The following is a 26,796-nucleotide window of genomic DNA, read 5'->3' on the forward strand; positions in this document are numbered from 1 at the left end:
GTCGCCAGGAAACCAAGCTGCGGGAGCGAGGGGGCGACTAAAGTCGCCTCTACAACCGCTACACCCCCCTAAACGTCGGCCAGGGGGCCCGTGCTTAGCAGCGCCTTCATGGTTCAGATCCTCCCCCGGTAGGAACGAGCCTCATAACTCGCTCCCACGCTCCGTCCACCACCTCGCTACCAAGAGGTGCGATGCGCTGTTGTCTCGAAAACGATGACACCCCCACTGTCCAACTCGACGTAGCGGGGGCTTTCGGCGAGGGCGCAGGCCAAGGCATCCCAATGCTCCTCGAACAAGGCGAGTAGAGCGGTATTCGACAGGTTGCCCAAAGTCACGCGCAACAGCCGGGCGGGTGTCCCGCTCAGAAAATGGCTATCGCGAAAATCCCTGTCCTTGCTGATCAAGACCATTGCGTTTGCATCGGCGAACGCGGCAACCTCGGAGTCTTTGGTCTCGGAACCGTCCAGGATCCTGTTCACATGGGTCGCGTCTACGCCTCGCTCACGACGTTGGTTCACCAACCGATAGGGCATATGCACGTCGCACAGGACCTTCATCAGGCGACCCGGCGCAGCGGCTCGCCGGAAACCAAAAGCCTGGCGTAGTGCAGACAAGCCAGGATGTCTTCACGCTCCAGTTCCGGGTGGTCGGCAAGGATTTCATCCAGTCCCATACCGGCCGCCACGAGGTCGAGGATGACTTCCACTGGCCAGCGCATGTGCCGGACGCAGGGTTTACCGTGACAAATGTTTGGGTCGAGGGTAATGCGGCTTAGATCTGGCATGACGGGACCTCGGGATGACGCGTCGCTCAGGCAGCAAGCCCCGCGTTCCGAAACAGGCCATGGGCTCGAAACCGCAGTATAAGGCTCCCACGCGGAGAGACTGTGCAAGTATTCGCCGTAGGTCGGGTTAGCGCAGCGTAACCCGACATCCCGGCGCCGCATGTCGGGTGACGGTGCGCGCCAACCTGTTCTTTCTCAACGGCGACGGTGCCGGCGCACCTAACCCGACCGACGCGATCGGCGCTTCGGTCGACACCGTCGGGGAATACTTGCACGATCTCGGAGCATGGGAGCCGGTTTGCATGGACGACCGGCCGTCCGCGGCGCGCCAGCGCGATCGGCTCCCGCCGCGCCCGATCGATCAACGCCGCGAAACGGCTCTGGGCTTTGACCGAAGAATCCTCCTCAGGATGATGATCCTCGCCCTGAAGGCCGGGCTAAGAGATAGCCGACCGGGACCACAAGCAGAAGGAGCGCGTCTGCGTCCCCTCGCCGTAGATCGTAATCGGCTCGTTGCGCAGCGCCTGGACGATGAAGTTCGAGACCACGCGCCCGTCGTTGGGGTGCATCCGCGGCCCGTAGGTGTTGAAGATGCGGGCGACCTTGATGCGCATCCCGTGCTGGCGGCGGTAGGCATGTAGGGGCGAATTCATTCGCCCCTAAATCCCGGCAGATCCCTTCCCGGAAATCATGCCGTGCTGGCGGCGGTAGTCGAAGAGTGATTCGGGAATGCCGGACAGGCCAGGTTGTAGTGCTCCGGCTGCGGGTGGATGGCCGGGTCGCCGTAGACCTCGCTGGTGGAGGCTTGAAAGATCTTGGCCTTCACCCGCTTGGCCAGGCCAAGCATGTTGATGGCGCCGTGCACGCTGGTCTTGGTGGTCTGCACCGGGTCGAACTGATAATGGATCGGCGATGCCGGGCAGGCCAGGTTGTCGATCTCGTCGACCTCGACATAGAGCGGAAAGGTCACGTCGTGGCGCATCAGCTCAAAGTAAGGCGATTTCCGGGAAAGGATCGACCGGCGTGTAGGGGCGAATTTATTCGCCCCTACAGTCCCCACAGATCTTCCGGGTATGCGGAGGCGGGATGACTATTCACTGAAATCGCCTAAGAACTTTCGAGCAGATAGGCGATGTTGCCCTTAGCTTCGGTGAAGAAGTTGTCCAGACAAATAACGTCATGGCCTTCGGCGAGCAGACGCTCGCAGAGGCGACTGCCGAGGAAGCCGGCGCCGCCGGTGACCAGAATGCGCTTGCGCAGTGCGTGTTTATCGCCGAATCATTATCTCATGCTAACGGCATCGCCGAGGCAGGCGGTCGAAAACCACTCAAACCACTGACGGAATATCGTCCGAGAAACGGAAATCTAAATCTCGCCGCCCGTCCCCAATCGAAACCGCGGCGCACACCGAACCCGCTCCGCCAACCGCGCCGCATCCCGCACATACAAGGTGTTACCGCCACCCGAGCGCGCCCCGTTCAACGGCTCCAGCACCCGCTCGAACGGCCGATAGCGATAGGTTGCGAACCCACGCGCCAACACATCCCGATGCAGCGCGTCTTCGTCGAACCCATAGCGCGAGCCACTGCCGTTGAGCTCCATGATGATGGCCAACAGACCTGGATCCGCCAAAGTCCGCTCCGCGCCCGCAAGCACCTCGGTCTCGAACCCTTCGACATCCATCTTGATCAGGACCGGCGACTGCCCGTCGAGCACACTGTCCAGGGTCCGCACCGGAACCTCCATCAGGTTCTCGGCCGCCTCGCCCTCCGCGAGCACGTGATTCACCGTGTCCAGTCCGCCGGTAAAGCGAAGCCGACCGTCTTCGCGGCCAAGCCCCAGGTTGAGCGCCCGCACCCGATCACCGAAGGCGTTGATCGCGATGTTCTGCGTCAGCCACGAGAAGGTACTCGGAATCGGCTCGATCGAGAGGCAGTGCGCGCCCGTCGCTCCGCCCAGCATCGAGTAAGAACCCACGTTCGCCCCGATGTCGACGAACAGATCACCTGGCCGTAAGGCATGGAGAACCAGCGCCATGTCCTCGAGCTCATGCAGGCCGCAATAGATGTTGCCGGTCGCCCCCGTCATTCCGGGCGAAGCGATCAGACGCACATCGTTTACAAACGGCAGTACTACAGGGCCGGGGAGAATGCGGCTGCCCAATTGCCATCGCAGCCACCGAATCAGAGTGGCGCCAGGGTGACCGCGGTTGAGCGGATGACGGACGATAAAAGAAAGCGAGCTAAGGAGACTCATCGTACCACCTGAATTCTATGGACCCGCTCAATCGACGCAACCGCATCGCCACCGCGACCCTACCAAATAACTCGTCAACTCCCAGTCCTCGGCGTCCACCAGAAAGTGATACCAGAAACTTCATTGGCTGCAAGGTTTCTGGTATCACTATCCTTGCAGCCAATGAAACACCGTCACGACCTGATCGGTGAAAACCCCCCAGCCGAATCACGTCACGGTAGAAAAAATAGGCACAGGCGCGGCATCCACGCGACCAATACAAGTCAACAAAACTCGCTCACACCTCATCAATCCCGAGTAATCAGGACACACGACGACCAAGTAGATACATTAAGGCGCCGTCAAGGTCACGCCGGGCGGTTAGCCGAACCCAAGCCCTATTGATCAAGCGCCTCAGATGAAATAGCCGAAACCGCCCATTCATCTCCGACTCTAGCACCTGAGAAAGATCGAATGAAGTGTCGGGTGTAGGTTTTCTACCTCGCAACTTAAAATAATAATGACGCGCCCAGAGCTCCCACGGCGTATAGGAAAGCCGACCTACAATGCTAACACCATTGTCAGCGAATAGACGTTCGAGGGTCTTCGGGCCGAAATGCGAGATATGGGAGTGAGGTATCCACTTCGGAAATCCCGCGTCAAGCTTCCTAGCCACTTCGCTCTCGAAATTATCAGTCATTACAAGCAGGTAACCACCAGGTTTAACATAGCTTAGCAGTTCCTCGACAAACGACGACGGATTGGCGATATGCTCAATGACTTCAAAACACGCGACAAGATCAAACGATGCTGGTGACACGCCAGATGCAGACAAGGGGCCATTTCGGATATCCAAACCCAATTCTGTCTGACCGTAGCGCGCTTCTTGCTCGGAGAGTTCGACGCCGACCCCCCGAATGTTGTGTTCCGAGAACAAATGCTGTAGCAAATAGCCATAGCCCGCACCGACATCAAGGAAAGAGTGTATCACGGCGATAGGCAAGAGTCGCTCGATCACCCTAGCATTGAGCTTCGCATTAATGGACTGACCCTGGCGGTGTCGTTCACTACCAAAACCTCCACGATAATATTCCGACAGAGCACCATCCGCCATCAGTCGCTCAGAATACAGGAAGCCGCACGAACAACAGCGTACTACTGGAATCACTGAAAACGCCAGATGGGTCTTATGCTCCCCTGCACCGCACAGCGGACATCCGCCGCGATCTTCGAGTTGTAGGTCTTCTATCATGACCTTCTGCACGGTCGTTGTGCCCACAGACGCATCTCCCACAGCTACGATTAAATCTGAATATCCAGAACGTCCTGAATGGCGCCAACAACATCTTTCTTCGATTCAGACATATAGCGCTTTACCTCCGCAACCTTGGCGTCCACAAGATACCGATACCAAAACCCCTGCAGGAAGTGAAACGCCATCCCGGCCTGGCCGTCGAGAAACCCCAGCCGGACCACATAACGGTAGAAGAAATAGGCAAAGGCACGGAATCCACCCGGCAAGCGCGAATAGACGACCTCCTTCAGCCACCGCTTTACTCCGGCCTGATTGCCGCCGCGCAGGCTCGCGACTGAGTCATGCGGCATGAAGTGATACTCCAAATTCAAAAGGTCGACGGCCTCGCGGCTCGCATAACGATTGTGTTTGCCGGTCCACCAAGTGAGCGAATGCAGATTGTCGTCGATGATCTCGCCTTGCAGATCGATTGTCGGACCAGACACCTTGATGTGCTCGTCCATCCAGCGGTTCTCGCACTGACCGCGGCCGTAGCGAAAAAGGCGCAGCACCCGGATTGGAAAAACCCCGCCGTGCCGAATCACCCGACCTTGGAAGGTCATGCGTCGACTGCAGTAGACGCCGTCGATCTCTGGAGCAATCGACGGAAGACACAACATGATCTCCTCAACCAACTCGGGCGTTAACACCTCGTCTGCATCGATCCGCAGAACCCAATCGGTATCCGCGTCGAGTTGAGTCAACGCCCAGTTGAACTGGGTCGCATAGTTGACCCAGGCGTGCTGAATCACCCGCGCGCCACGGTTGCGCGCAATCTCTAGAGTCGTATCGGTAGAGTAGCAGTCGGCAACGACCACCTCGGATGCAAGACCCTTCAGGCTTTCAACACAGCGCGCGAGGTGACGCTCCTCGTTAAAGGTGAGGATTACGGCAACGAGGGTCATGGCTTCCGAGCAACGGCGATCATGGACTTGGCCAGCACAGGGATCCGCCCCACCCGCTCGAAACGGATGTCCACAAAGCCGGCCTCGCGCAACAACTCGCCCAACGTCTGCATCGACCAGAACTTGATGTGCCCGTGATCCCACAGTGCCGTGAAGTGCCTATCCATATGCCCACTGAGCGCCAAGGCTAGGTTCTTCCAATAGCCGTGATAGGGCGTTGAGATGATCGCTACACCCCCATCAGAAAGCAGGTCAATGACCGTCCGTGCATAGTGGCGCGGGGCATAGACATGCTCGATGACCTCCAAGCTCAGCACGACCGGAAATTGACCGTACTGCCCTACGAGATCGTCGTAGGCTGAACCGTTGCGAAGTTTAAGACCAGGGAAGGCGGCCCGCGCTTGAGCGATACCCGTCAGGGAAGGGTCGACACCCGTTACGTCCCATCCGCGTTGGGTCAGCGCGTTGGCGACGCTGCCATTACCGCATCCCAACTCAAATAACCGACGATCGCCGCAGGTTGGGTATAAAACACCCAAAATCCGGTAGACCGGGTCCAAAAGCACACCATGTGCATGACTAAGGCTGGCTTGACTATAGCGATACCCGGAAATATCAGTGCCATTCATCATTCAGGGGAGGTTCCAGTGGCGAACGAAGAACGCGTGTCCTGATCACACGCGCGGGATTGCCGGCAACGATCTGCCATGGCGCCACATCGGACACCACCACCGCCGCCGCACCAACTACAGCACCTTCTCCGACTCGGCAACCGGGTCCGATGAAGGCATCCGCGCAAACCCAGGCTTGTGACCCGATCTCGATGGGCAAGCGCAACAATGGCAAGGTCGGATCCCGATAGTCGTGCGTGCCCGCGCACAAATGCGCGCGATGCGAAATCGCCGCGCGATCACCGATCGTCACCGGACCGAGATTGTAGATCAATGCCCACTCCCCGATGCTCGACTGATCACCCAGTGTCAGATTCCAGGGAAGATAGATGCGCGCGCTGGGATAGACATGAGCCGAACGCCCGACCTTGGCGCCAAGGAGCCGAAGAAGGGCGCGACGCCAGCCGAAAAACGGGCGCGGACTAAACCGAAACAGGGGCAATGTAAGCGACCACAAGACTCGGCCTATATACTCGCGGATGCGATAAGGGCGTTCACGACGGCAGGTGTCGATGTCCAGTTGACCGAGATCCATGCTATTCACTCAGAAATGCAAGGGGCCCGGGCGGCACGGCGACCGTTCGCGCGACCAATCAAAACCGGCCAATCCAAGCGGAAAACCTCAAGGCGACTCATGATCGTTTGCGCAAGAAGATAAACAGATTGGTCTTCATGACCGGCGGCAACAACCAGGCTACGACCAGCATCAGAGCTAGAACGTGTCGATTATTAAAAAAATACCCCGGCTCAGGCTCGTATCGATAGGTGAAATGCGTGAAAGTCTCCACCGGAAACCAAGCGTCGAGATCGCGCTTACTGTTCAGTTTAAAGGCCGTCGGGAATACATCGATCTCGCGCCGATTCGGCTGCGCCCAGCGCAGAATTTTGGTATGCCCCGAGTTGTGGATTAGACGAGTGACGAGCGACACCGGACAATACTTATTAGGCGTGCGCGCGCATAGCCAACCGCCGGGTTTGAGGATACGCCGCAGCTCTGCGCTCACCAAGGCCGGGTTCGTGACGTGCTCGAAGACAAAGTCCGATACGATCAGATCGAAGGCGTTGTCTGCGAATGGCAGTCCTGCATCGAGCGGGATGACCAGCCTCTCATCTGCGCCTGGATTGCTCAGCACCGCCTCGTCCACATCGCAAGCCACTACCCGCGCCACTCGACCCTTGAACCGACGCAGATCGCGGCGAAATGCCACCGGATCATCCAGCAAAGCTGCGCCCCGTCCCGCACCGAAGTCGAGAACATGCATTTCCGGCCGGAGTAGGGCTTGTACACGTCCATAAAACTCAATCGACCCATCCAGGGCAGTGAAACCGCCGGCTCCCACCTCGGGAAACCAAGTCTGAAGGACCCGCACGCTCCGACGCACGCCATTGGTCTCGATGGCTTCATTCATTTCCTGCTCCCGTCACATTCATCAGTCGATCACGACACTATCAGGCTTAGGCCCCTGCCCCAACACCCATCGGTAGACGTCACACATCTGCACCGCAATTCTTGGCCACGCGAAACGATCCCCGACCAGTTGGCGACCGCGCGCGCCCATCGCCTGCCGCTCCGCAGCGGACATGTCAAAGAGGCGGTTGAGTGCGACGGCAATCGACTCCGGCTCCGGCGCCATCGCCAATGCGGCATCCGCGGCAAAGCCCTCGGGCAGATTACATCCGGGCGTCATCAGCACCGGCAGACTCACCGCCCACGCCTCCAAGACCGCCATCGGTAGACCTTCGCTGAAGGATGGCAACACGAAGGCGTCGGCAGCGGCCAGCGCGAGCGCCTTCGCCTCATCGAACAGCGGGCCGACAAACTGCACCGAGTCCCGAATACCCAAAGAGTCGGCGAGACACTGCAGATCGTCTTGATGTCCGCCTTGATCCCAACCCGCGATGACCAGCCTCCAAGCCTCAGCTTGCTGAGCCGCGGCCTGCCGTGTCTGAGCCCACGCCAGCAAAAGATTGGTAAGGCCCTTTTTCGGATGAAGTCGGCTCAAGAACAATAGCCGCCGTTCATCGAGAGACCGGTCGGCCTTCGACATGGCGATCGACAAACTCCGCCCGCTATCCGGAACATCGACACCGTTGGGAATGATTGCGACCGGATTCCTCAACCCATAGGATCGGATTGATTGATACTCAGACACGCATAGAGCGTGCAGGCAAGCTGCCCGCCGCAAATGCGCATTCTCAAAAGCCGCTGCAGCAAGCCTCTTCTTCCAAGCCGAGTTTCTGACCGCCCACGGATCAAGCATGCCCCGAGGCGAGATGACGAGCGGCGCCCCTCGTCGAAGCGACCACCGCCATGCGGCAACAGACGGAAACATCCAAAGACCGTGCGTATGTACGACATCGAGATGCGCTGCCTTGAGGGCAGATGCCAGCGCCGGTGCATATCCGAACGCCCCCGGTCCAAGCCGTGGGATTACCCGCACGTCCAACCCGTCCCAATGCCCGATGTCGTCATCCGAGAACTCATCCGACGGCGAGAACACCGTAACGTCCCATCCCTCCGCACTGACGTGATGGCTCAACGACCGAACGGACCAGAAGAGGCCACCGGCGTTGCGGGAGATCGACCCTGTGAGGTGGCCAACCCTCATTTCAGCTCAAGAAGCCGCAGCAGGACGCGATCAGCCATGCCTCGCGCCGGCATTCCCTCGCGTATCGCATAACTGCTTGCGTCCATCAGCCCCTGCGAAAACCTATCCGGAGTCCATTTGCTAATGATTTCCTGACTTGCCCGACCCATTGCAAGGCGATCACAACCGCTAGATGCAGTAAACAACATCAATTCCGAAAGCTGACGGACGTCAAAAGGATCGAATTGAAAGCCATTGACGCCGTGACCAACAAGGTCGGTGGCGCATCCGCAACGATCCGATACAAGCACAGGTAAACCACTCGCCATCGCCTCATTAACGACCAAGCCCCATTGCTCCGTCGTACTAGCGTGAACGAATGCACCGGCATGGGCATAATACATCGGCAACTCAGAATATGTGCGAAAACCAGGCAGATGAACGCAAGAGGTCAACTCCAAGTTACTGATATGCGACTCGATCTCCGAACGCATCTCCCCGTCGCCTAGAATGACTAACTCCCATGCCTCGCCGCCGGCAGTTAAGCGATATGCATTAAAAGCACTAAGAAGTCTAAATAGATTCTTCTTTGGAACGAATCGACTTGATGCTAAGAAGTAATCACCTCGAGGCAAATCCCCGCCGTCTCTTTGCTCACCTAACCGTCGAGCCGAATCAGAGAAATAGGCATTATCGACAACGTCGTAACCGAGGAATACTGACTCAGGTCGCAACCCAAGTTGGACAACGTAATCCTTATGCGGAGAACCCGCCACAAAAGCGGCGCTTGCTAGCTTCACAACGCGACGCTTGATTGCTTCCACCCACCAATGGCGGGTGAAGTCATGGTAGGCACTGTCTGACATGATCACAAACGGAATTCCCATTTTGACGCAGATGCGCATTGCAGTCACTGCGCCGTAATCGTTCCAGCCATTAATCGCAACAACCCGCGGGCATGTCCGTTGAAAAATTGACGCCAATTCAGTCTGCAACCTTGGCACTGCCGCTTTCGCTCGCGGCGCTCTCCGAAACACCGTAGTTTTTTCATACGTGCGGCTTTCCCCGGCGTGCCCCCATTCATACGAACCTTGTGCGGACCATTCGATCGCGATCAGATCCATCCTCTCGCTCGCTGCAGCAAGTCTTGCGTGATGATATGGTCCAATATGATGAAAAATGATGGCTATTCGCTCTTTGTCCATACGTTATAACTTCAATGACTTCGTTCGAAGATCCAAAACCCATCGCCTCTTACCTGCGCGGTTGGTCCCAAGATCGGTGACATACTCGAATGTTGCACGTTCAAGGGCAGGATGGACTTGGCGCAGGCGATGGCGGATCCGGTTTTCGACCGTGATGGGTATTTCTTTTTGAACCACGAGTGAAAACGTGGGACCTTCGTCTCGAAGCACAAGTTGAACATTGAAAATGGAAGGCTCATCTTTGAAGCAATGAACGATCGCTACACTGTGGACACTACCGCCGTCGGAGAGAGAGATCATATCATTGACACGACCAATCTGCTCATCAAAGGCTGTCACTCGTCCATGTTCGTCACGCTGAATACCGGTGATCACATCGCCTTGCCGATAGCGAATCAGCGGCACATAACGTCGATACAGGGTCGTCACGAGTGCCGCACCCATCCCCGAGTCTGTGGTATCCGATTCGGCCTCGAGAACATTCAAGTCCGGGAAGAGAACGTACGGCGCTGTATCAATCTTGAAACCGACATGTCCGAAGTCGACGCCACCGAACTCCTGAACGATCGGGCATCCGAAAACGGACCGGAAGAGATCAAACGTGTCCTCGCGCGGCGGCGGTTCTGCGCAGGGCATGACGAACTTGAGTCCAGCGGCGCGCAGATCGGCATGGTAAGCGGGGGTATAACGACAGAACAGATCCAGCACGGCCGCATATCCGATCAGCCCGGCGGGTCGGATACGGATAATCTCGGATGCAATTGCCTCAGCTTTCTTCGGGTCTAGGCTGTAGGCATCAACGCGTCGATAACCGGCGACCCAATCTTTCGTCTTGCGGAGCGCGTGATTATAGTGGCGACGCCAGCCCGTCCCCAGCAGATGAGCGTGCCCCCAAATCAGATACAACGCATCGTCCAAGGTATAGCCAAGTCGAATCCAAGGGACGAGTTTCGCGATTCGAACGGGCTCCATTCCGGTACGCCACTGCCCGAACTGCACCGGCTGCCCCGTCGAACCGGCCGTGGACAGTGAGCTATCCGGCGGACCGGAGTCTCGAATGAAGTCGGAAGCACGTTCCTGCAGAATGCGTCGATCGAGAACCGGGATTTGCTTGAAGTCTGTCCAAGATACGATGTGCCGTGGGGCCTCGCCACCTGTGACGAGGTGACGATAGTATGGAATGTCTTGGACGCAGTCATCCCAAATTGTTCTTAATCGCTGCAACTGGAAGGCAGAGCAATGTATATCGGATCCGCTGTCAAGTCTGTCCGAATAGACTTGTGCCTTTAAGAATTGCGAGCGAAGCGGGAAGATCGGAAGGGAACGAATGCTCATTGAGCCCTCGGTATGGAATCCAGGGCATCCAGCAAGCGCTGCCCGTAAGACGCGATGGACCCGTATGCGCTTCGGGATAATGCCGCTTGTCTCATCTGTGCCAGCAGCGTGCGATCCGCCTCAAGCTGCGCAAGTCGATCCGCGAGTGCGTCAGCGTCCTGGATCGGCACGATGAACCCCTCGACACCGTGACGCACGATCGAGCCTGCGTTCGGCGTCGTCACAACCGGCAGACCGGCTGCCAATGCCTCGTAGATAACGGTCGCGGACCCCTCGCAGAGGCTCGGAAGACAAAAAAGATCGGCGTTCGCGTATTCCACACCTATCTCGGACCGTGGCACCGCCCCGACGACCTCGACATTATCGGGCAGCAATGAACGCAAAAGGCTCATGTCAATACCGATGCTGCCGACCATCCGGCAGTGGATCCGACGGTCACGAAGCTTGCTCAATGCCTCGATAAGATAAGTTGCCCCTTTCTGCAAGCCAACGCGACCCACGAACAGAACATTGAAGGGACCCGACGCAGACCGCTGCGGAACGCTGCGGACCGTTTGGTTCTGCCTGCCGATATCCACGCCGTAGGGGACAACAACGCATTTCGAGGGCGCCACACCAGACTGAATCAAGCCGTCTTTGACGAACTCGGAGGGACAGAAAATGCTGTCCGCGAGAGCCCACTCCCGCGCCTCCCGATCCGCAAAGGCATCGCCATGTTGATCCGCAAGCTTGTTATCGTGCCAACCGGGAAACCGTGCGGTGACATCACGCATCAATTCCCGCTCGATCCTCCGGGGGGCACTCGATTGTTCCAATACACAGGAAAGACCCGCAGCCTTGGCACCCGAAAACAAGACCTGCGAAGCCGAGTTAAAACCATAAACGGCTTGTGCCTCGCCGAAGCCGCCGGCAAGTACCAATTCATTGAACCTCGACCCGGCCCATAAATGGGTGGCCATGACATCCGAGATATTGCCTCCCCGCCGACACCGCCGAACATAGTCAAGCCCAAAGGACGTAAAAGCAGTGATTCGAGATTCGGAGATGCCGATGGGGACGCGCGCCTTCAGGCGACGCACCGACGCAGGGGTGATGACATCCGGCACCGCCCGGAGCAGCCGCGGCCATCCCTTGGTTGCGGTAATATCGGTGTAAAGGTGCTCCAGGCGCCCCGCGCGATAGAGTATGCGCGCGACCGCGTAATGCATGCGGGCGCCCAATTGTGCAACAACGACTTTCATTGAGATATCCTGGCAACGATACTGTAACGACACAGAGCCGTCAGGCAATAGACCTATACAGCGTCAGCCCGTGGATGGTGCAACCGACGCAACGCCGTCGTCAAACGCGCCGCTGACGCCTCGAAATGCAGCTCATCCCGAAATGCCGTCAAGATCGCCTGCCGCCGATCATTAAGTGGAAGCGGACCGGTGCAGATCTCCTCGATCGCTGACGCGATCTTCTCCGGATTATACGCAGAGCAACACCGACCCAAACCATGACGGTAGATCACAGCCTCCATCACCGGCACATTGTTCGCCACGACCGGTAGACCCATGGCGACAAAATAAGCCAAGCGGCTGGGGTGACAGAGGAAGTTGCCAAGACTGGCCTCAGCATTGTGGAAGATCAACCCGACGTCGGCGCACGCACAAATTCGCTGCAGGGCCTCATAGCTCATTGGCTCAAGGATACTGACCCGTTCACGCAAGCCAAGTTTATCGACCAGAAGACGGCATTCGCTCGCGTAGGATCCCCCGCCATCGATCGTGATCAAATGATAATGCGGCGGAAGGTGGGCGAACGCATGAATGATCTCCTTGCTTAACCGATCGCCGCTCAGCCCTGTCGGACACACCACCATGAACCGTGGATTGTGAGGGGAATTCCCAACCAAGGACTTGCGTAATGCCATATCGCGCTCCGGCATCGGCTCGTCGAGCAACACCCTGACAGGGATATCGATCGGGACATCCTTGAGGCCGAACAGCGCCTTCGCGAGGACTGCCCGTGATCGGTCAGCATTCACGTTCAGATCGCTGCTACGCAACGCATGGCCCTCCAGCAGCATGTCGGAACGCGCTGCGACATGGGGGGCAAGCATGTCGAATGTGTGATACACCAAAGGCTTCTTATCCCAGCGCATTGCCCCGAGGGTTGCGACGCCAAGGTAGCGCAACGTCCAGCTATCGATCACATAGAGCAGATCAAAGTCACTTTTTTTCAGTGCATGTCGGAGTGCCAAACCCCCTTTCAGGAAGCGATCTAACCCCCTGCCAGACCATTCACCCAGCGGATGTGCCCGCAGCCCCGCCACCTGTTTGCCGAACCAATCCACCTCCCTTTCAGGGGCCTGAAGGCTAAAGAACTCGATCGCAAAGCCCTGATCAGAAAGGTATCGGCACAGTGTTGTCAGGTGATGCTGGCGCTTGAGCGCACCACACCTGACCATCGCCAGACGCATCGGTTTCTGCACGCCCATCACCGGGTCTCCTTCCAGACCTCGCGGCGCACGACATCGGTATAACCCATCATGATCTTCGCAACCTTCCAAGAGACTTGATCGACCTCGTAGTCATCGACGATACGCGAGGGCCCGATCGCATCCCGTTGCGCAAGAGCGACCGCAATCGATTGCATCACGCGCTTCGGACGCAGATCACAGAGCACCACAGTACCCTCGTCCATTCCCTCCGGACGCTCATGAGCCTGACGCAACGTGACCGCGGGGAAACCCAGCAGGCTCGCCTCTTCCGTGATGGTCCCGCTGTCGGAGAGGACGCAACGCGCACTGCACTGCAGAGCGATATAGTCGATGAACCCAAGCGGTTTCATGAGCCGGATCCGAGGATCCGGGTGAACCCCGAGGGCGGCGAGGCGGTTGGCCGTGCGCGGATGGACGGAGAAGAGGACGTCACATCCATACTGCTGCACAACGGCATCCAAACACGCCATCAGTGCAGCTAAACGCGCCGGTTGATCCACATTCTCCTCACGGTGGACACTGGCAACGAAGAAATCTCCGGCACTTAGCCCGAGCCGCGTCAGAACATCCGAACCCTCGATCGCGTGCCGATGCCGCTCGATCACCTCCTTCATCGGCGAACCCGTCTTGATGATCCGATCCGGAGGAAAATTCTCGGCGATCAAATAACGCCGGGCATGCTCGCTGTACGTGAGGTTGACGTCGCTGATGTGATCGACGATGCGCCGATTGATTTCTTCGGGGACCCGGAAATCAAAACACCGGTTCCCTGCTTCCATATGAAAGATGGGGATATGACGCCGTTTTGCCGGATAGGCCGCCAGGGCGCTGTTGGTATCACCGAGGATCAGCAGCGCCTCCGGTTCTATCTCCGCCATCACACGATCGGCCCCGGTCATGACACGCGATATCGTTTCGATGGCATCCGTCCCGGCAGCGTTCAAGAAGTGATCGGGTTTGCGCAAACCGAGATCATCGAAGAAGACCTGATTGAGCTCGTGGTCGTAGTTTTGACCCGTGTGAATAAGCCGATGGTCAAACACTTGGTCAAGAACCTTAATCGTTTCTGATAACCGAATAATCTCCGGTCGTGTCCCAATAATCGTCATGACGCGCATCGCGAACCCTTATCCCAAACCCCAAGTCATCTGCCTGTAGGAATCAACGATCGATGGTAGGACCGCCGCCGAAAAAGGATTTACAAGAACTTACCAAAACTACAACCGACACTCCATCAATGACGGGGCTCGACTCGTACCGAACCACCACGTGACTACAAGGGCTTCCGAAAGGACATCCCAAAGGACTCCATGAATCTCTGATTCCTTACGTGTATGAGACCCAACACGACCCCCACGACGCTGTAAAGTGACATCAGAAGTCGTTCCCCTACGGTCCCATCCAGACGGGCAGTAGTCTGCCGACTCGCACGCATCCCAGATGACGGAGTCGACACGCTTCTCAAAGAAAAGCGCTGAAACCCCGCCCCTTCCCCGATGGCGCAAAGAGCATCCAGATGAAGCAACACCAAATGATAGGGAGGCTGAAGCGCATGCCATCGACCGCGAAGAATGCTAAAACCCCAAGCCATGCAGTTGGGCGTGCCAATGTATAGCAAACCTCCAGGTGCTAGAACCCGAAATGCTTCACTCATTGCCCGGACCGGATTGTGCACTGTGCAAGCCTAGACAATAACCTAGATGATGGCTCCAGATGATAGCCAGAACTTCTGTTAAGCTCACCGAAGAGGACGGCCCGGCGCACTCTGCTCCTCAACTTAACCCTGTGCGCGAAAATCTCGTTGTCTCCTTCCGCAAGATTGTGTGTTGGATAGTTATCATAGATTATCCCGATCGATTTACGACTGGGGCGCGGGTTAATGTAGCGGCATGAACAAACTTCGCATTTCCACAGATCCCAACGTCCTGGTGCCGTTCGGTGAAAATTGTCCGCGAGACCGGAAAGCTCCAAACTCCCGTGACCATGACAAACGGGACAGCATTCTACGTGCTCCAGATCCTCAACATCCCAGTCTCCCGCTACATTCCCATCATCCGCTCCACTCATGAAAATACCCCCATATCCCGATTAAGCCAACTATAGCAGGCGAGCACTTCGTTCTTCTATTGAGCATGCAACGTATATAGCTCCGGATACGTGACAAGATCGTCAGCCAGCCCTGCGATCATTTCAGGCCAACTAGGCGGAATATAACCCGCATCCATGCTAATCCTCTCCGCCCGCAATGAACGATCGATCACACCCGAAACCTCGTCACGCTTTATCACCATCGAAAGCCCCACTGCGTCCTTGATCATGCAAAGGAGATCATATTTGCTAATTGGATTTGACGCGAGATGGTAGAGTCCCCTCAGCGAATGATGTTCGCGTAAAAGCAAATCGATAACACGCACCATCTCTCGAGTCGTCACACCCGAATAGATCGCCCTAGCGTAACCTCGAACCACTCTCCCGTCTTGTGACCGAAACCAATCGACCAGAGAAAGATGGGAGCTCAACTCCGGACCGATAATCGAGGTGCGAAGGGTAAGCGCATGCGGCCCTACAACCTCCCCCATCGCTTTAGTACGACCATACAGATCGGTCGCGTCGGAAGCATCGTTCTCGGAATATTGCCCGGATTTCCCCGTAAACACGCAATCAGTACTAAAATGAATCAGCCAGCCGTTCCACGTTGATACAATTTCCTCCAGTACATGAGGCAACAGCGCGTTCAACGCGATACATGGAATACTAGCATCTCCTTCGACTCGCTGCTTGATGACGCCTATACAATTCAACACCACATCCGGCTTAACTTCGAGAAGCCTCTTCTTCATCTCTTTGGTATCAAACCCATCGATACCGGACACAACGCGTCGTTGCTCGTTTAGAACTGGCAGGCGGGAATAAGGCAAATGTTTGGACAGGTCTCTCCTTACACCCGCCAAGACTTCGTATCCAAGCTCGTCAAGGCCAAAGAGCAATCGGTGCCCGAGCATACCGGTTGCACCAAGGACTAGAACCTTCACTCAGGCTGCCCTCCATCCAATGATTTCTGAATATAGTCAAGATTCAACAACAGTGAAGTGAGTTCCTCATCCGAAAGGCGATGGGTATTCGACGACGTGTAGTCGTCTTGGAAGGAAACCTCCGTTTCACCATTTTCGAAAAAGATCTCATAATTAAGATCACGCATATCCGACATGATACGATAATAGTTTCCAAGATCGTCAGCTCGAGCAAGCTCCTCACGGTTTGCCAATGTTTCGTGCTTCTTCTCGCCATGGCGCGTCCCAATGACTCGAACTTCTGAATCGCTTTTGAAGATCTTCAGGAGTACCCGAGCCAACTGCCCGATGGTCGCCGCCGGCGCTTTTTGAACGAAGAGATCACCCGGATTCCCGTTGGCAAAGGCGAACAGGACGAGCTCGACCGAATCATCCAAGGACATCATAAAACGGGTCATCTCGGCGTCAGTAATGGTCAACGGCCGACCTTGCTTAATCTGCGACACAAACAAGGGGATCACCGAACCCCTGGAGGCCATAACATTTCCATACCGGGTTACGCAGATAATCGGGATTCGCCCGTCAAGGCTTCGCGCTTTAGCGATCGCCGTCTTTTCCATGAGGGCCTTAGACATCCCCATCGCGTTAATCGGATATACGGCTTTGTCCGTGCTCAGAACGATCACCCGTTTCACTCCGCAGCGGGTGGCCGCCTCGAGCGTATTGTCAGTACCGAGAACGTTCGTCCGTACCGCCTCCAACGGGTAGAACTCGCAGGAGGGTACTTGCTTTAACGCGGCCGCGGAGAATACATAATCCACGCCTCGCATCGCGTTCTCGATACTGGATAGATCGCGGACATCGCCAATGTAAAACTTGATCTTCTTGTTCTGATACTTCCGACGCATGTCGTCCTGTTTCTTTTCGTCTCGGCTGAACAAGCGAATCTCCCCGACCTCCGAATCGAGAAACCGATCAAGTACAGCATTTCCGAACGAACCGGTGCCACCGGTAATGAGCAACGTTTTTCCAGCAAACATAGATGCCTCTAAGGAAGGACGACTATAGTCAGATGAGCGGCTTAAACCGATGTTCCGATCGGCGGACCGAAGGGGCATGGTGCAGATTATCTTGGGGTCCGACTCATTACGGTCAGAACAATAACGATGTCCGAACTAATGAACTCAGGCAGACCGGATCAAATAACTTCTGAGCCTTGATCATCGATTCGCCAAAAACTCTGTTATGGGTAGGGTCTCGCAGCGCATGGTTTTGCGAATCAGATTGTTACAGCCGGATGCCGCCCGACTATCCGGCAGGTGGAACAGGCGATGATCATGGTCGAGATCCGTGTCGGGACGCGATGATTTCAGATGCAAGCCACGAGTCATTTCAGGAGATTGGGCATCAATGAAGGCGCGATCAGCCCATCCGGACAAGTCCGCTACAGTATCAAACGCCTTCTGGTCCATAGGAAAAACTGTGTTACGGCGGTGTTGGACGCGACCGAAACATGCGAGCACAAAGCGGCTCAACGTGACCTTCCTAGGACCTGTCGCGAATCAGGACCGAACCTAAAGGTGGCGACCTTGGAGACCACCTGGGACTCGGGTTCTCAACCAACGTCTTTTTCTACGTTCATCACGTCGCAGGATCCAAAAGGCTATCCCGATGGGAAGGATAACAAAAGGAAGCAAGGTATCAAGACCTGCAAGGATCCCACCGGCCATGACGACCGTCCGACCATAGGCGAACAGCACAAGGTAAACTAGTAGGATTGAATCGCATCTCGGGTAGAGTTTTCTCCAGTACTCAAGCGCGCCGAATACAACGCCGGTGACCAGGGATCCCAGCACAAGACCGATCAAACCAAGGGAATAATAATAGGACCCCAGCATGGTATTGGTTCCCGAAATAAGAGCTGGGGCAGCGTCTATCAGCTCTCTCATCGAGTCTGCAACAACGGGCTTGTCGGGCCAAACCATTCTTGGTATCCAATGATACGAGTACCTCAGATAGGCGGCCCCAAAATCATGACCAACTCGATCGGGCACAACATTCAGCGTTTGAAGGTAGCCAGAGAGTTCGTTCCCATGAGAGAACTGGTCGGTCCCCCCACCTCCGAGCAACCCGGTCACCATCATCTCTCGCAACTGATCCGCGAGCTCTTGCTCAAAGAATTGCTTAGTTCGATCTAAGTCTGACCCTACGAAAAACTCTGTCCGGAATAAAGCGGTAAACCCGACCAGTATGAGTATCGACGCGATAATGAGTAGGATTCTACCCATCGGTATCTGGTTAATAACCATTCTGGGGAGGTACCACCAAGCTAGAATCGACACCCCCATAAGAAACACACCGGACCGCTGCCCGATATAAACCTGGTAGACAAACAATACGGCCGTCACAAAATAGACAGAAAACCGTATCGGAGCTGAAAGCGATCCTCTCGCAGCCTCGATAAAGAGAATCGGCAAAGCAATGTATAGTAGGGTTTTGGCGACATAAATGTATGCAGTCGAACCTGCGTGATTTCCAGCCCCCCGAGCCTGACTGTAGAACTGCTCTGCGCCACCGGATTGCGAGATAAATATGACCTGCGAAACGACGCCTATGAAGAACAGTATCGTTCCGTACCGGACTAGGGCTCCAGGCTGCCAATCCGGTGCCTTGGGCAAGCGCAAGGGGACTCGGCGAGCAAAGCCGCTGCGGTAGCCGAGATAAAACAGGACCAATGACATCCATGCCAGAAAGAGCGAGTATGAAAGAAACTCGGTATCGTATATGTACGGCAATACCATCCGACCTTGGAACCCCTGAAGAACGAAGACTCCGATGTAACCAATCAATACGTAATAGATCGGCTCAAAAGGATTCCGACCGCTGATGCTGATGGAGTGCAGGATGATGGCAATGACCGTGCAGACGATCAACGTTAGGATGACATCGAACATCAGCGACCTGGGGCTATAACCAAGAGTGAAAATTCAAAAAAACGATGAGGTTGAGCGCGCGACTCAGGAATCGAGGCTGCGGCGGTTCGCGGGATCAAGAAAGATCGATCCAAATCGCTTAATCGCAGAGTATCGCAGTGCTTTCATTCCTAAATAGTTCCGTATTGTGATGAGCGTGCACACTAGCTTCTCAATCGGTCTGTTGTGACTTGGCAGCACTGCTACCGTGAGGTATTTGAACCCGGCATAAAGGTAAAGCAAATTAATCTTCAGGAATTCTTCGAAACGGCCGTTTATGCCATAGGCGACCTTCTTTTGTTGTTTCGTCCAAGCCTTCCCTTCTCGCTTTAGAAAGAGCAACTGCGGTACATGTCGGAAACTTCCCTTCATTGCTAACGAAGCCACGAGAACACCCTCTGTCAAGGCATAATTCGAGAACAACTCAAGGTCACGCAAAACGGGGCGACGAATAACGCAATAAATGAGCCCCCAGTTATGAAAGCATACCGAGGAATAGCGCTGACTCACGGTCATTTTAGACGTCGCGACGTCTCGAAAGTGGGACGCTATGGGCTCGCGTGAACCGTCTTTCACGAGCTGGTCCGTATAACACAATACCGAATCAGGGTAGCGCTCCAATTCGTCGACACAGGTGCTTATGTAACTTGGCGCCCACCAGTCATCATGGGCCGCCCACATGAAGTAATCGCCTTCTGATAAGGCGTATGCTTTGTTGAAGTTAGCTGCCGCACCGATATTTTGGTCATTACGATGATACTTGATTTTCGGAGACCGAAAACTGTACGCTTTGGCGATTTCGAAAGTCCTGTCGGTCGACGCATTGTCGACGATAATAATTTGATAGTTATCATAGACTTGATTCAAAAGAGAATCGAGAGCTTGCTCAAGATACTGATCGCCGTTATAGACCGGCATTCCCACTGAAACTAGAGGAGACATATTTTAGCTCGGAGCGAGATCTTATAGGCGCCATGCGAAGAAGTTCTTCGGAAACGTCCGCAAGGCATGTTAGAGCCAATCAAAATTTAGATCGAATCTATCCGATTACACATTTCCGTGCCCTGATGTTCGTGCAGATGGCTTTCCAGACAATCGGGCGGACTTTGTCGGCAGCAAGTATCGCACTCAGGGTCGCTACTACAATCGTGAATAGTAGTTCGGCGAATTGGACAGCAGCCGAGTCGCCCATGCGCATCGTTAGCGTGAGGAAGGTGACAGCGAACGTCGCAGCCAGTAGTGGATATAATAAGTCGTCCAAATACCAGCGCTTCTTCTGGCCAATGAGGATTCGCTCATACATATACTGCGGAATAATGACGACGTAACCCACGTTAAGAGCGATCCACACCGCAGCCGCCCCGACTGCACCGTAATGCGGCACCACTAGAATAATGGCCGGAACGATTATGCCTACGCCGATTGCATTGCTACGGACCCCTAGTTCTGTCCACCCATGCGCAAGTTGGGCGTGATACGGTAAGTGACAGAGCCCGTTTAGAAGGTTTCCAAATGCAAGTAAGCTGACCAAAACAGCAGCATCTTCAGCGAGTTCGGAATTCCGTGTCCACAGTTGGAGGATCGTGTTGGAATGGGCAATAAGCACCAGACTGACGCTCCCGAGTATTATTGTAATCATCTGGGCACCGAGGTGAAAGGATTCGGCGAGCGCATCCTCGTCTCCTTGGGCATGATATTGACTTAGCCGGGGGAACCAGGCTTGCGTAATCGGCCCGACCAGCGTAAACAAACTGCCAGCAACAACGGCTGCTATCGTGTAGTATCCGTAGTCGGACAAACTGAGCAGCTTCGAAAGGATGACTTTGTCAATTTGGGTTAACAGGATTCCGAGAAAGGCAATACCAAGAACTCCTGAGGCATATCGGCGTATTCTTTGAAGTGATTTGACGGAAAAGCGCGCACACCTCCCCGATTTCGGTAATGAAGAGTAGGTCGAAACCGCGAGAATTAGAAGTGTGGCTATTGAGACGATACCTTGCCACGCAAAAAAAGCTTGAAGAGTGGGGGAAACGAGTGCGAGGATGAAAATAGCGCCTACCGCACCAATTGTCGCCATTCCACTCTTGATAAGGTTCAGCATCATTTGACGCTGCAACCCGACCAGACTGCTTGCGTAGATGCCTTCCACGAATCTTAATGCAGTGACTAAACCCATTATTGCGATCGACTGAGCGACGGTCGCAGTTGGGATGTTCTCGGTGTTTAGCCACTCTGAAGCGATCCAGGTCGCGGACGACCCAATTCCCAGAGCGATCAAGACAGCAATGGTGACTGCTAGAAATTCAACGCTTCGCAACAGGTCTCTTATCGCTTCGACGGTGTAGGCGCCACCAGTGAAAAGCGCTAACTCTCGACTGAGGGTAGGCTTCATGCCGAGGTCCAATAGACTCAACCAGACAATCAGAACCCCGAACATGCCGATCAACCCGTAGGCTTCGATTCCCAGGTAATGAATGTACACTGGGATAAAGATCAGGTTAATCAGCGTAGTCCATCCCTGGCCTAGATAGTTAGCGATAAGGTTTCTTTTTAACATTCGTTCCGACTAAGCATTGGCACTCCGTTAACGCGGCAGCGATTCAGCTATTGGCTCTATTGGATAGTTAACCGCAGCTGAAACGGGTGCGGAGCCTAAGGACAGAATTTGGCGGAGACCTCGCCGTAGGTACGCTCCTTCTTGAAGCTATTGAACCATCACGAAACATCACCCGCTTTTGCTGCGCTTCGGAGCCTCCCCCGCAGTTAGCGAGCGATGAACGCCTGCATGCATCTTTCCTTGAAAGGGAGCTCTGTCAAAATGGCCGGTGTTGTCATTGTGAATCAGGAACGGCTGGGCCCACGCCGACGCGTCGACAAACTCAACGTCGCGTGGTCCGCGAGCGAGGATTGGCCGGGCTGCAGTCGCTTCACCAGCGCTCCACTGGTGACCGACAACGACAACCGCGTGGCCGCCGCTTCGTGGTATCAGCACGAGGACAATAGGAATTCCAGACTCAACATCGGGGTAAAGCTTTCGATAAACCTGGGCCTGCTGTTCCTCGGGAAAAGCATTTTGCCCAATGTCCCTCAGCGACCGCAACTCGATCAGGTGCGGCGCATATCCGGCTGAACGCACCACTTCAGTCATTTACTCCAACCTCAGCCCTTGCCGGTTCGGCAACGTGCGGCCGTTGACGACGAAGCGCGTCGCTGAAGACGTGATCTGCGCAGGGGTCAGCGCCGATCGGCCTTCACGCCACCGCAGGGTGCGTCATCCCATCCATACAGCAGCTTGGGCGCAGGCGCCCACCGCGTTGTCCTGCTGCATGTCCGGGGTCGCCTCCACATCGAACCGACATCCCGCCAAGTGAACGGGGAAACGAGCACGCGCGTGAACGTCGCAGCGAGAAATCGGGGACGTACCACGGAATCAAGGAGCCAATGAGGGACGGGGCCGGAGCAATCGGAGGCGCCTTGTCGCCACGTCGTCTTGCTCGCCGGCCCCCGCCTCAGCCGGACGCCGGACCGATCAGGTCTTCCACGTTCACGGCATCGAAGATCCCGTCGAGCCAGGCGTCCAATTGCGCGACCGGCGCCGTGTCGATGCGCTGCTCCGCCCCTGCGGACAATGGGCCGAAGCGACGCGCGAGCAGACGCTTGAGGCTTTCGGCCTTTCCCTCGACCTTGCCCTCGGCCTTGCCCTCGACCTTGCCATCGGCTTTGCCCTTGACCTCGCCCTCGGCATAGATCGATTGATACGCCTTCGTTTCCTGAATCGGGGTCACTAAGTTCAGCATCGCCCAGATCTCCTTCGCGGTCAGGCCGCGAAATCGCTCGAAAAACCAAAACTCCAGCACCTGCCCCAGAATCTCACGCACCTCCGGGGCCAGCGACGCCTCTTGGACGGTGCGCCACAAGCCCTGCGCGCGGGCACGCAAGTCGTCATCGTCCGCGATCAGCAGTGGCGCAAAGACCGCCACGTAGGGGTTGTCCGGTTCGCGCGCCAGCCAGTTCGGCAAGACCTGCCGCAGCGCGACCTGCAGCAACGGCGCCTGGGCCTGGTTCGCCCAGCGTGGAAAGCGCGGACGGTCCTGCTCGCGCAGAAAGATCCCCACGCCGATCACATCCCGGTGCGGATGGGCCTCGCCGTACAGTCCGATCTTGGTCAGCAGATTGTACCAAGCGCTATCGGCATGCTGACCTTGGAATTCGACCACGTAGACCGGCCCATCGTGCCCGTCGGGCTCGAAAATGCCATCCAAACGCCGCTCCAGCCCTTTGATCGTCAGGGAACAGAAGCGGTAAGGACCGACCAGTTCACGACCGCCGGTGAGTACGCGGAAGGCTTCGGCGCCGGCGGAGAGAAAGAGGTAGATCGGGTGGTCCGTCTTCATCGGTCGGCTCGGTTGTGGCGATATCCAACCCGCAGTTTACACGACTCGTTTGTGCGTCGCTGGCGTGCTCTCATGCCGGAGAGATTGTGAAAGAATTCGCCCGCTACGCTTTCTATCACTCTCACCGCATCAAGTACCCATCCGGCGCAACACTGATGAGGAGTTTGTGGTCGATCTGTTTGTCGATCTCAAACTCGGGGTGGGTCTTGAGGTATTCATGGACAGCGGTCTTGGGGTTGTCTCCGGGGCCCCAGGGGCGGTTCGGGAACATGTCTGCGGGCATGTCTTCGATGATGATGTCGAAGACGACGAGTCGCTGCCGACGCTGGTGAGCGGGGCTTAGGCTTCCAACTCGGCAGGGACGTGCTCATGAGGGCCTTGCTCGCTACTCCGGCCATCGTGGCACGTGGCGCGGAGCGCCAGGTGCATGCGTGACACCGCAGAGCGGGTGTCACGAGCGATCTTCAGACTTCGAATCTCTGCCTAGCTTACTTCCATACCTCATCCTCGGCCGTATCGTGCCATTCTTGGATCATTGCCGCCGAATGCTCTGAAAGAGCACGTAGCTCTGGATCGCTATAATGGTTTTCGAGCAGCATGACGATGCGCACATGCTGATTGTTCAGGGACCTGTAATCGTCAGGTATCGTCAGGACACCGTCCTTCAGGTCCGCTTCGATCTCTATCGCATACATTCGTCTTTGCCTCGAATCGAACGGTCTTTGGCGTCAACCGAACCGGCGCGGTTAAAGTTGCTCACTCCAACAACGCCTACCTCACCCGCTTCAGATACCCATCCGGCGCAACGCTGATGAGGAGTTTGTGGTCGATCTGGTTGTCGATCTCAAACTCGGGGTGGGTCTTGAGGTATTCATGGACAGCGGTCTTGGGGTTGTCGCCGGGGCCCCAGGGGCGGTCGGGGAACATGTCGGCCGGGAGGTCTTCGATGATGGTGTCGAAGACGACGCAGTAACTGCCGACGCTGGTGAGCGGGGCGTAGGCTTCCAACTCGGCCAGGACGTGGTCGTGGGTGTGGTTGGAGTCGAGACAGACCAGGATGCGTTGATGTTCGGCGGCGATGGCCTGGACACGCGCGATGACGTCCGGGGCGATGGATGAGCCCTCGATCATGTCGATGCGGTGGGCCATCGGGTGGGCCTCGATAGCCGTGCGGTTGTGGGCACGGATATCGATATCGAGGCCGAGCACGCGGCGGCGGGTTGCCTTGGGATCGAGTGTCGTGCCGCTTTCAACCGCATCGCAATAATCGAGCAACGCGAGCATGGAGGCACTGAAGATCAGCGAGCCGCCGTGGGCGATGCCGGTCTCGATGATGAGGTCTGGCTTGACTTGCCAGATCAGCTCCTGCATCGCGACGATGTCTTGGGGGTATTGAATGATGGGGCGACCTTGCCAGAAGAAGTTATAGGAGTACTTCGGCAGCGTCGAGGCTAATAGAAACTCGTGGCCTGCTTTCGTGAGTTGTCGGTCGTCGCTCACCGCGGCGAGGCGGTTATGAACCTCCTGCTCAAACTCCGTCATGGTCGACCCCGATGTAGTGGTAGGCATTGTTGGACATTTGCTTGATTTCTGAAAGATAGTTTGAGTTCATCAGGTAGATCGTCGCACCAGGCTGTAGTCCTTGGAGCGCATCGGCTGGCGAGCGAACCTCTAATCCCGTTCCCGGCGAGAACTGACCTTGCTTGGCTGGGTTGACGTCGATCACAAGGTTGACCGGTTTTCCGATGCGTTAGCGCAGAAGGGCAAAATGCTCATAACGATTCCTCGCGAACACCAACAATACAGGGCGGATCGAACAGATTGTCGGGGCGCGCGCCAAACCGCAGAAGGTCACGGCGGCCATAATCGTCGGCGATGCGCTCCGCGAGCTGACGCACGGTTACGGGGATCCCGGAGCAAATATTGACCGGGCCTTGCCGTTGGCCGAGAGCGGTGTCAGCGATCATTGCGCCGACCTCGCGTACATCGAGAAAGTCGCGGATCTGGTTGCCGCTCGTCAACTCGGCCGGCTCGCCGGCTTCAAGTTTCTGGCGCAGATAGGGAACCAAGCGCCGCGAGTCCTCGCCCTCGCCATAGAGATAGAAGAGACGACACCAGGCGAACTCGACATCGGCGGCCGGGAGAAGTTGGCTCAGGACCTGAAAGACTGATGCTTTACATGCGGCGTATAGGATATTTGGCTTGAGTGGAGTGGTTGTTTTCAGCATCCCCGCGTCGAGATCATATTCCGCGCAGGTGCCTACGCCCACGAAGCGCCGCCCGCCCGCTTCCTGAAATGCCTGAGCCAGGCGGAGCGTTCCGGTCAGACACTCGATATTGATCGGAGAGGTAAGGTACTGGCCAGGCTCGGCATACCAGGCGGTGTGGATGAGCGTTTCGACGCCCTGCAGTGCCTGATAAAGCCGTTCGTGCGGCTCCGAAAACAGATCGTCGGTTTCAATAACGTGCAGATTCGCCGTACCGAGATCTTCGGGTACTGTCCCGGTGCGGACGATGATTCGGACGCGATGCCCCTGCTCCACGAGATGGCGCAGGATCTGCCGACCGACAAAGCCGGTTGCTCCGGTCAAGGCAATCGTGGTCAAGGCTGAATCCTGTTGTGCGTTGGAAACTTGCATCGTCGCGGTTGCGCCGGGAAGTCCAAGCGCAGGATGGGATCATCGGATAGAGCAGTTTGCGAACACCGCCTGACGACGCCCGTACCACTGCTGATGACTTGGCGGGTAGGCAGGAATCGCGTTATCGGGTTGTTCACTCCGACCAGATTCCTCACAGCGCGATCCTCTGAACCGCTTACGAGCGGGACCAACGCGCAGCCGGCAGATGATCATCCCGGCCGTGCGTGTTGCCAATGCTTACCGGGCGACTAAAGTCGCCCCTACAGGTTGGTCGATCG

General features: G+C 56.3%; 27 protein-coding genes and 2 pseudogenes. 1 reads left to right on the forward strand and 28 read right to left on the reverse strand.

The window, feature by feature from the left end; all coding sequences use genetic code 11:
* Window positions 1-176: 176 nt before the first annotated feature.
* The 22 genes and pseudogenes from THIMADRAFT_RS02240 to THIMADRAFT_RS02330 form a co-directional block, all read right to left on the reverse strand.
* A complete protein-coding gene (locus tag THIMADRAFT_RS02240) occupies window positions 177-557 on the reverse strand; it encodes a DUF5615 family PIN-like protein (RefSeq protein ID WP_007191322.1) in 381 nt (126 codons plus the stop codon).
* A complete protein-coding gene (locus THIMADRAFT_RS02245) occupies window positions 557-784 on the reverse strand; it encodes a DUF433 domain-containing protein (RefSeq protein WP_007191323.1) in 228 nt (75 codons plus the stop codon). Before THIMADRAFT_RS02245 ends, THIMADRAFT_RS02240 begins: the two co-directional genes overlap by 1 nt.
* A gap of 464 nt (window positions 785-1,248) precedes the next feature.
* Window positions 1,249-1,799: pseudogene (locus THIMADRAFT_RS28475) on the reverse strand (NAD-dependent epimerase/dehydratase family protein); the annotation flags it as partial.
* A gap of 101 nt (window positions 1,800-1,900) precedes the next feature.
* Window positions 1,901-2,044 (reverse strand): annotated as a pseudogene (locus tag THIMADRAFT_RS28480) (NAD-dependent epimerase/dehydratase family protein); the annotation flags it as partial.
* 105 nt (window positions 2,045-2,149) lie between these two features.
* Window positions 2,150-2,872, reverse strand: coding sequence for an FkbM family methyltransferase (locus THIMADRAFT_RS02255; protein WP_199484195.1), 723 nt, complete (start codon window positions 2,870-2,872; stop codon window positions 2,150-2,152).
* Between the two features lie 469 nt (window positions 2,873-3,341).
* Window positions 3,342-4,298 (reverse strand): class I SAM-dependent methyltransferase, encoded by a 957-nt coding sequence (locus THIMADRAFT_RS25305; RefSeq protein WP_007191327.1) that lies wholly within the window; start codon window positions 4,296-4,298, stop codon window positions 3,342-3,344.
* A gap of 23 nt (window positions 4,299-4,321) precedes the next feature.
* Window positions 4,322-5,218, reverse strand: coding sequence for a glycosyltransferase family 2 protein (locus THIMADRAFT_RS02260; protein ID WP_007191328.1), 897 nt, complete (start codon window positions 5,216-5,218; stop codon window positions 4,322-4,324).
* A complete protein-coding gene (locus tag THIMADRAFT_RS02265; RefSeq protein WP_007191329.1) occupies window positions 5,215-5,850 on the reverse strand; it encodes a class I SAM-dependent methyltransferase in 636 nt (211 codons plus the stop codon). Before THIMADRAFT_RS02265 ends, THIMADRAFT_RS02260 begins: the two co-directional genes overlap by 4 nt.
* A complete protein-coding gene (locus THIMADRAFT_RS27335; protein WP_199484196.1) occupies window positions 5,834-6,163 on the reverse strand; it encodes an LbetaH domain-containing protein in 330 nt (109 codons plus the stop codon). Before THIMADRAFT_RS27335 ends, THIMADRAFT_RS02265 begins: the two co-directional genes overlap by 17 nt.
* A gap of 358 nt (window positions 6,164-6,521) precedes the next feature.
* The gene (locus THIMADRAFT_RS02275; protein ID WP_007191331.1) at window positions 6,522-7,298 is read right to left on the reverse strand and encodes a class I SAM-dependent methyltransferase; all 777 of its coding nucleotides are present in this window, start codon (window positions 7,296-7,298) and stop codon (window positions 6,522-6,524) included.
* A gap of 21 nt (window positions 7,299-7,319) precedes the next feature.
* On the reverse strand, window positions 7,320-8,498 hold the full coding sequence (locus THIMADRAFT_RS02280; RefSeq protein ID WP_040729238.1) for a glycosyltransferase: 1,179 nt from the start codon (window positions 8,496-8,498) through the stop codon (window positions 7,320-7,322).
* The gene (locus THIMADRAFT_RS02285; RefSeq protein WP_083829180.1) at window positions 8,495-9,682 is read right to left on the reverse strand and encodes a glycosyltransferase family 4 protein; all 1,188 of its coding nucleotides are present in this window, start codon (window positions 9,680-9,682) and stop codon (window positions 8,495-8,497) included. Before THIMADRAFT_RS02285 ends, THIMADRAFT_RS02280 begins: the two co-directional genes overlap by 4 nt.
* Before the next feature lie 3 nt (window positions 9,683-9,685).
* On the reverse strand, window positions 9,686-11,017 hold the full coding sequence (locus THIMADRAFT_RS02290) for a phenylacetate--CoA ligase family protein (RefSeq protein WP_007191334.1): 1,332 nt from the start codon (window positions 11,015-11,017) through the stop codon (window positions 9,686-9,688).
* Entirely contained in the window at window positions 11,014-12,258 is a 1,245-nt protein-coding gene (locus THIMADRAFT_RS02295; RefSeq protein WP_007191335.1) for a glycosyltransferase family 4 protein, read from the reverse strand. The genes THIMADRAFT_RS02290 and THIMADRAFT_RS02295 overlap by 4 nt, the downstream gene beginning before the upstream one ends.
* Before the next feature lie 53 nt (window positions 12,259-12,311).
* A complete protein-coding gene (locus THIMADRAFT_RS02300) occupies window positions 12,312-13,499 on the reverse strand; it encodes a glycosyltransferase family protein (protein ID WP_007191336.1) in 1,188 nt (395 codons plus the stop codon).
* Window positions 13,499-14,620, reverse strand: a complete 1,122-nt coding sequence (wecB, locus tag THIMADRAFT_RS02305) for a non-hydrolyzing UDP-N-acetylglucosamine 2-epimerase (protein WP_007191337.1) — start codon at window positions 14,618-14,620, stop codon at window positions 13,499-13,501. Before wecB ends, THIMADRAFT_RS02300 begins: the two co-directional genes overlap by 1 nt.
* Before the next feature lie 1,005 nt (window positions 14,621-15,625).
* Entirely contained in the window at window positions 15,626-16,534 is a 909-nt protein-coding gene (locus THIMADRAFT_RS02310; protein ID WP_007191338.1) for a dTDP-4-dehydrorhamnose reductase family protein, read from the reverse strand.
* On the reverse strand, window positions 16,531-17,553 hold the full coding sequence (locus THIMADRAFT_RS02315; protein ID WP_007191339.1) for a polysaccharide biosynthesis protein: 1,023 nt from the start codon (window positions 17,551-17,553) through the stop codon (window positions 16,531-16,533). Before THIMADRAFT_RS02315 ends, THIMADRAFT_RS02310 begins: the two co-directional genes overlap by 4 nt.
* A 180-nt stretch (window positions 17,554-17,733) precedes the next feature.
* Window positions 17,734-18,048, reverse strand: a complete 315-nt coding sequence (locus tag THIMADRAFT_RS26395) for a hypothetical protein (RefSeq protein WP_139052655.1) — start codon at window positions 18,046-18,048, stop codon at window positions 17,734-17,736.
* A 39-nt stretch (window positions 18,049-18,087) separates the two neighbouring features.
* Entirely contained in the window at window positions 18,088-19,467 is a 1,380-nt protein-coding gene (locus THIMADRAFT_RS02320; RefSeq protein ID WP_007191340.1) for a hypothetical protein, read from the reverse strand.
* A 63-nt stretch (window positions 19,468-19,530) separates the two neighbouring features.
* Window positions 19,531-20,427: a glycosyltransferase family 2 protein gene (locus THIMADRAFT_RS24355; protein ID WP_007191341.1), complete on the reverse strand. Its 897-nt coding sequence runs from the start codon at window positions 20,425-20,427 to the stop codon at window positions 19,531-19,533.
* A 97-nt stretch (window positions 20,428-20,524) separates the two neighbouring features.
* Window positions 20,525-22,042, reverse strand: a complete 1,518-nt coding sequence (locus THIMADRAFT_RS02330) for a lipopolysaccharide biosynthesis protein (RefSeq protein ID WP_007191342.1) — start codon at window positions 22,040-22,042, stop codon at window positions 20,525-20,527.
* 261 nt (window positions 22,043-22,303) lie between these two features.
* Between THIMADRAFT_RS02330 and THIMADRAFT_RS02335 the strand changes: the two genes are divergently transcribed.
* Window positions 22,304-22,615 (forward strand): hypothetical protein, encoded by a 312-nt coding sequence (locus THIMADRAFT_RS02335; RefSeq protein ID WP_007191343.1) that lies wholly within the window; start codon window positions 22,304-22,306, stop codon window positions 22,613-22,615.
* A gap of 379 nt (window positions 22,616-22,994) precedes the next feature.
* On the opposite strand, the gene THIMADRAFT_RS02340 is transcribed toward THIMADRAFT_RS02335, so the two are convergent.
* The 6 genes from THIMADRAFT_RS02340 to THIMADRAFT_RS02355 all read right to left on the reverse strand — a co-directional run bounded on the left by THIMADRAFT_RS02340 (window position 22,995) and on the right by THIMADRAFT_RS02355 (window position 26,485).
* Window positions 22,995-23,879 carry a DUF2887 domain-containing protein gene (locus THIMADRAFT_RS02340; RefSeq protein WP_007191344.1) on the reverse strand — a complete coding sequence of 295 codons (885 nt, stop codon included), beginning with the start codon at window positions 23,877-23,879 and terminating at the stop codon, window positions 22,995-22,997.
* A 121-nt stretch (window positions 23,880-24,000) separates the two neighbouring features.
* The gene (locus THIMADRAFT_RS27675) at window positions 24,001-24,150 is read right to left on the reverse strand and encodes a cephalosporin hydroxylase family protein (RefSeq protein ID WP_233490127.1); all 150 of its coding nucleotides are present in this window, start codon (window positions 24,148-24,150) and stop codon (window positions 24,001-24,003) included.
* Between the two features lie 217 nt (window positions 24,151-24,367).
* Window positions 24,368-24,574, reverse strand: a complete 207-nt coding sequence (locus THIMADRAFT_RS02345) for a hypothetical protein (protein WP_007191346.1) — start codon at window positions 24,572-24,574, stop codon at window positions 24,368-24,370.
* 76 nt (window positions 24,575-24,650) lie between these two features.
* Window positions 24,651-25,421: a cephalosporin hydroxylase family protein gene (locus THIMADRAFT_RS02350; protein ID WP_007191347.1), complete on the reverse strand. Its 771-nt coding sequence runs from the start codon at window positions 25,419-25,421 to the stop codon at window positions 24,651-24,653.
* Window positions 25,408-25,605, reverse strand: coding sequence for a hypothetical protein (locus THIMADRAFT_RS26400; RefSeq protein WP_139052656.1), 198 nt, complete (start codon window positions 25,603-25,605; stop codon window positions 25,408-25,410). The genes THIMADRAFT_RS02350 and THIMADRAFT_RS26400 overlap by 14 nt, the downstream gene beginning before the upstream one ends.
* A gap of 46 nt (window positions 25,606-25,651) precedes the next feature.
* The gene (locus tag THIMADRAFT_RS02355; protein ID WP_007191348.1) at window positions 25,652-26,485 is read right to left on the reverse strand and encodes an NAD-dependent epimerase/dehydratase family protein; all 834 of its coding nucleotides are present in this window, start codon (window positions 26,483-26,485) and stop codon (window positions 25,652-25,654) included.
* Window positions 26,486-26,796: the final 311 nt, after the last annotated feature.

This window comes from Thiocapsa marina 5811, from assembly GCF_000223985.1.
Taxonomy (GTDB): Bacteria; Pseudomonadota; Gammaproteobacteria; order Chromatiales; family Chromatiaceae; genus Thiocapsa; species Thiocapsa marina.

Bases quoted from the DNA above. Each gene is read 5' to 3' on its own strand.
- THIMADRAFT_RS02285 (WP_083829180.1), bottom strand. From the start codon at position 9,682: ATGGACAAAGAGCGAATAGCCATCATTTTTCATCATATTGGACCATAT.
- THIMADRAFT_RS02265 (WP_007191329.1), bottom strand. From the start codon at position 5,850: ATGATGAATGGCACTGATATTTCCGGGTATCGCTATAGTCAAGCCAGC.
- THIMADRAFT_RS02260 (WP_007191328.1), bottom strand. From the start codon at position 5,218: ATGACCCTCGTTGCCGTAATCCTCACCTTTAACGAGGAGCGTCACCTC.
- THIMADRAFT_RS02255 (WP_199484195.1), bottom strand. From the start codon at position 2,872: ATGACGGGGGCGACCGGCAACATCTATTGCGGCCTGCATGAGCTCGAG.
- THIMADRAFT_RS02290 (WP_007191334.1), bottom strand. From the start codon at position 11,017: ATGAGCATTCGTTCCCTTCCGATCTTCCCGCTTCGCTCGCAATTCTTA.
- THIMADRAFT_RS24355 (WP_007191341.1), bottom strand. From the start codon at position 20,427: ATGTCTCCTCTAGTTTCAGTGGGAATGCCGGTCTATAACGGCGATCAG.
- THIMADRAFT_RS02350 (WP_007191347.1), bottom strand. From the start codon at position 25,421: ATGACGGAGTTTGAGCAGGAGGTTCATAACCGCCTCGCCGCGGTGAGC.
- THIMADRAFT_RS02275 (WP_007191331.1), bottom strand. From the start codon at position 7,298: ATGAATGAAGCCATCGAGACCAATGGCGTGCGTCGGAGCGTGCGGGTC.
- THIMADRAFT_RS02330 (WP_007191342.1), bottom strand. From the start codon at position 22,042: ATGTTAAAAAGAAACCTTATCGCTAACTATCTAGGCCAGGGATGGACT.
- THIMADRAFT_RS02295 (WP_007191335.1), bottom strand. From the start codon at position 12,258: ATGAAAGTCGTTGTTGCACAATTGGGCGCCCGCATGCATTACGCGGTC.
- THIMADRAFT_RS02240 (WP_007191322.1), bottom strand. From the start codon at position 557: ATGAAGGTCCTGTGCGACGTGCATATGCCCTATCGGTTGGTGAACCAA.
- THIMADRAFT_RS02245 (WP_007191323.1), bottom strand. From the start codon at position 784: ATGCCAGATCTAAGCCGCATTACCCTCGACCCAAACATTTGTCACGGT.
- wecB (WP_007191337.1), bottom strand. From the start codon at position 14,620: ATGCGCGTCATGACGATTATTGGGACACGACCGGAGATTATTCGGTTA.
- THIMADRAFT_RS27675 (WP_233490127.1), bottom strand. From the start codon at position 24,150: ATGTTCCCGAACCGCCCCTGGGGCCCCGGAGACAACCCCAAGACCGCT.
- THIMADRAFT_RS02345 (WP_007191346.1), bottom strand. From the start codon at position 24,574: ATGTATGCGATAGAGATCGAAGCGGACCTGAAGGACGGTGTCCTGACG.
- THIMADRAFT_RS02280 (WP_040729238.1), bottom strand. From the start codon at position 8,498: ATGAGGGTTGGCCACCTCACAGGGTCGATCTCCCGCAACGCCGGTGGC.
- THIMADRAFT_RS02340 (WP_007191344.1), bottom strand. From the start codon at position 23,879: ATGAAGACGGACCACCCGATCTACCTCTTTCTCTCCGCCGGCGCCGAA.
- THIMADRAFT_RS02300 (WP_007191336.1), bottom strand. From the start codon at position 13,499: ATGGGCGTGCAGAAACCGATGCGTCTGGCGATGGTCAGGTGTGGTGCG.
- THIMADRAFT_RS02320 (WP_007191340.1), bottom strand. From the start codon at position 19,467: ATGTTCGATGTCATCCTAACGTTGATCGTCTGCACGGTCATTGCCATC.
- THIMADRAFT_RS02315 (WP_007191339.1), bottom strand. From the start codon at position 17,553: ATGTTTGCTGGAAAAACGTTGCTCATTACCGGTGGCACCGGTTCGTTC.
- THIMADRAFT_RS02335 (WP_007191343.1), top strand. From the start codon at position 22,304: ATGGCCGGTGTTGTCATTGTGAATCAGGAACGGCTGGGCCCACGCCGA.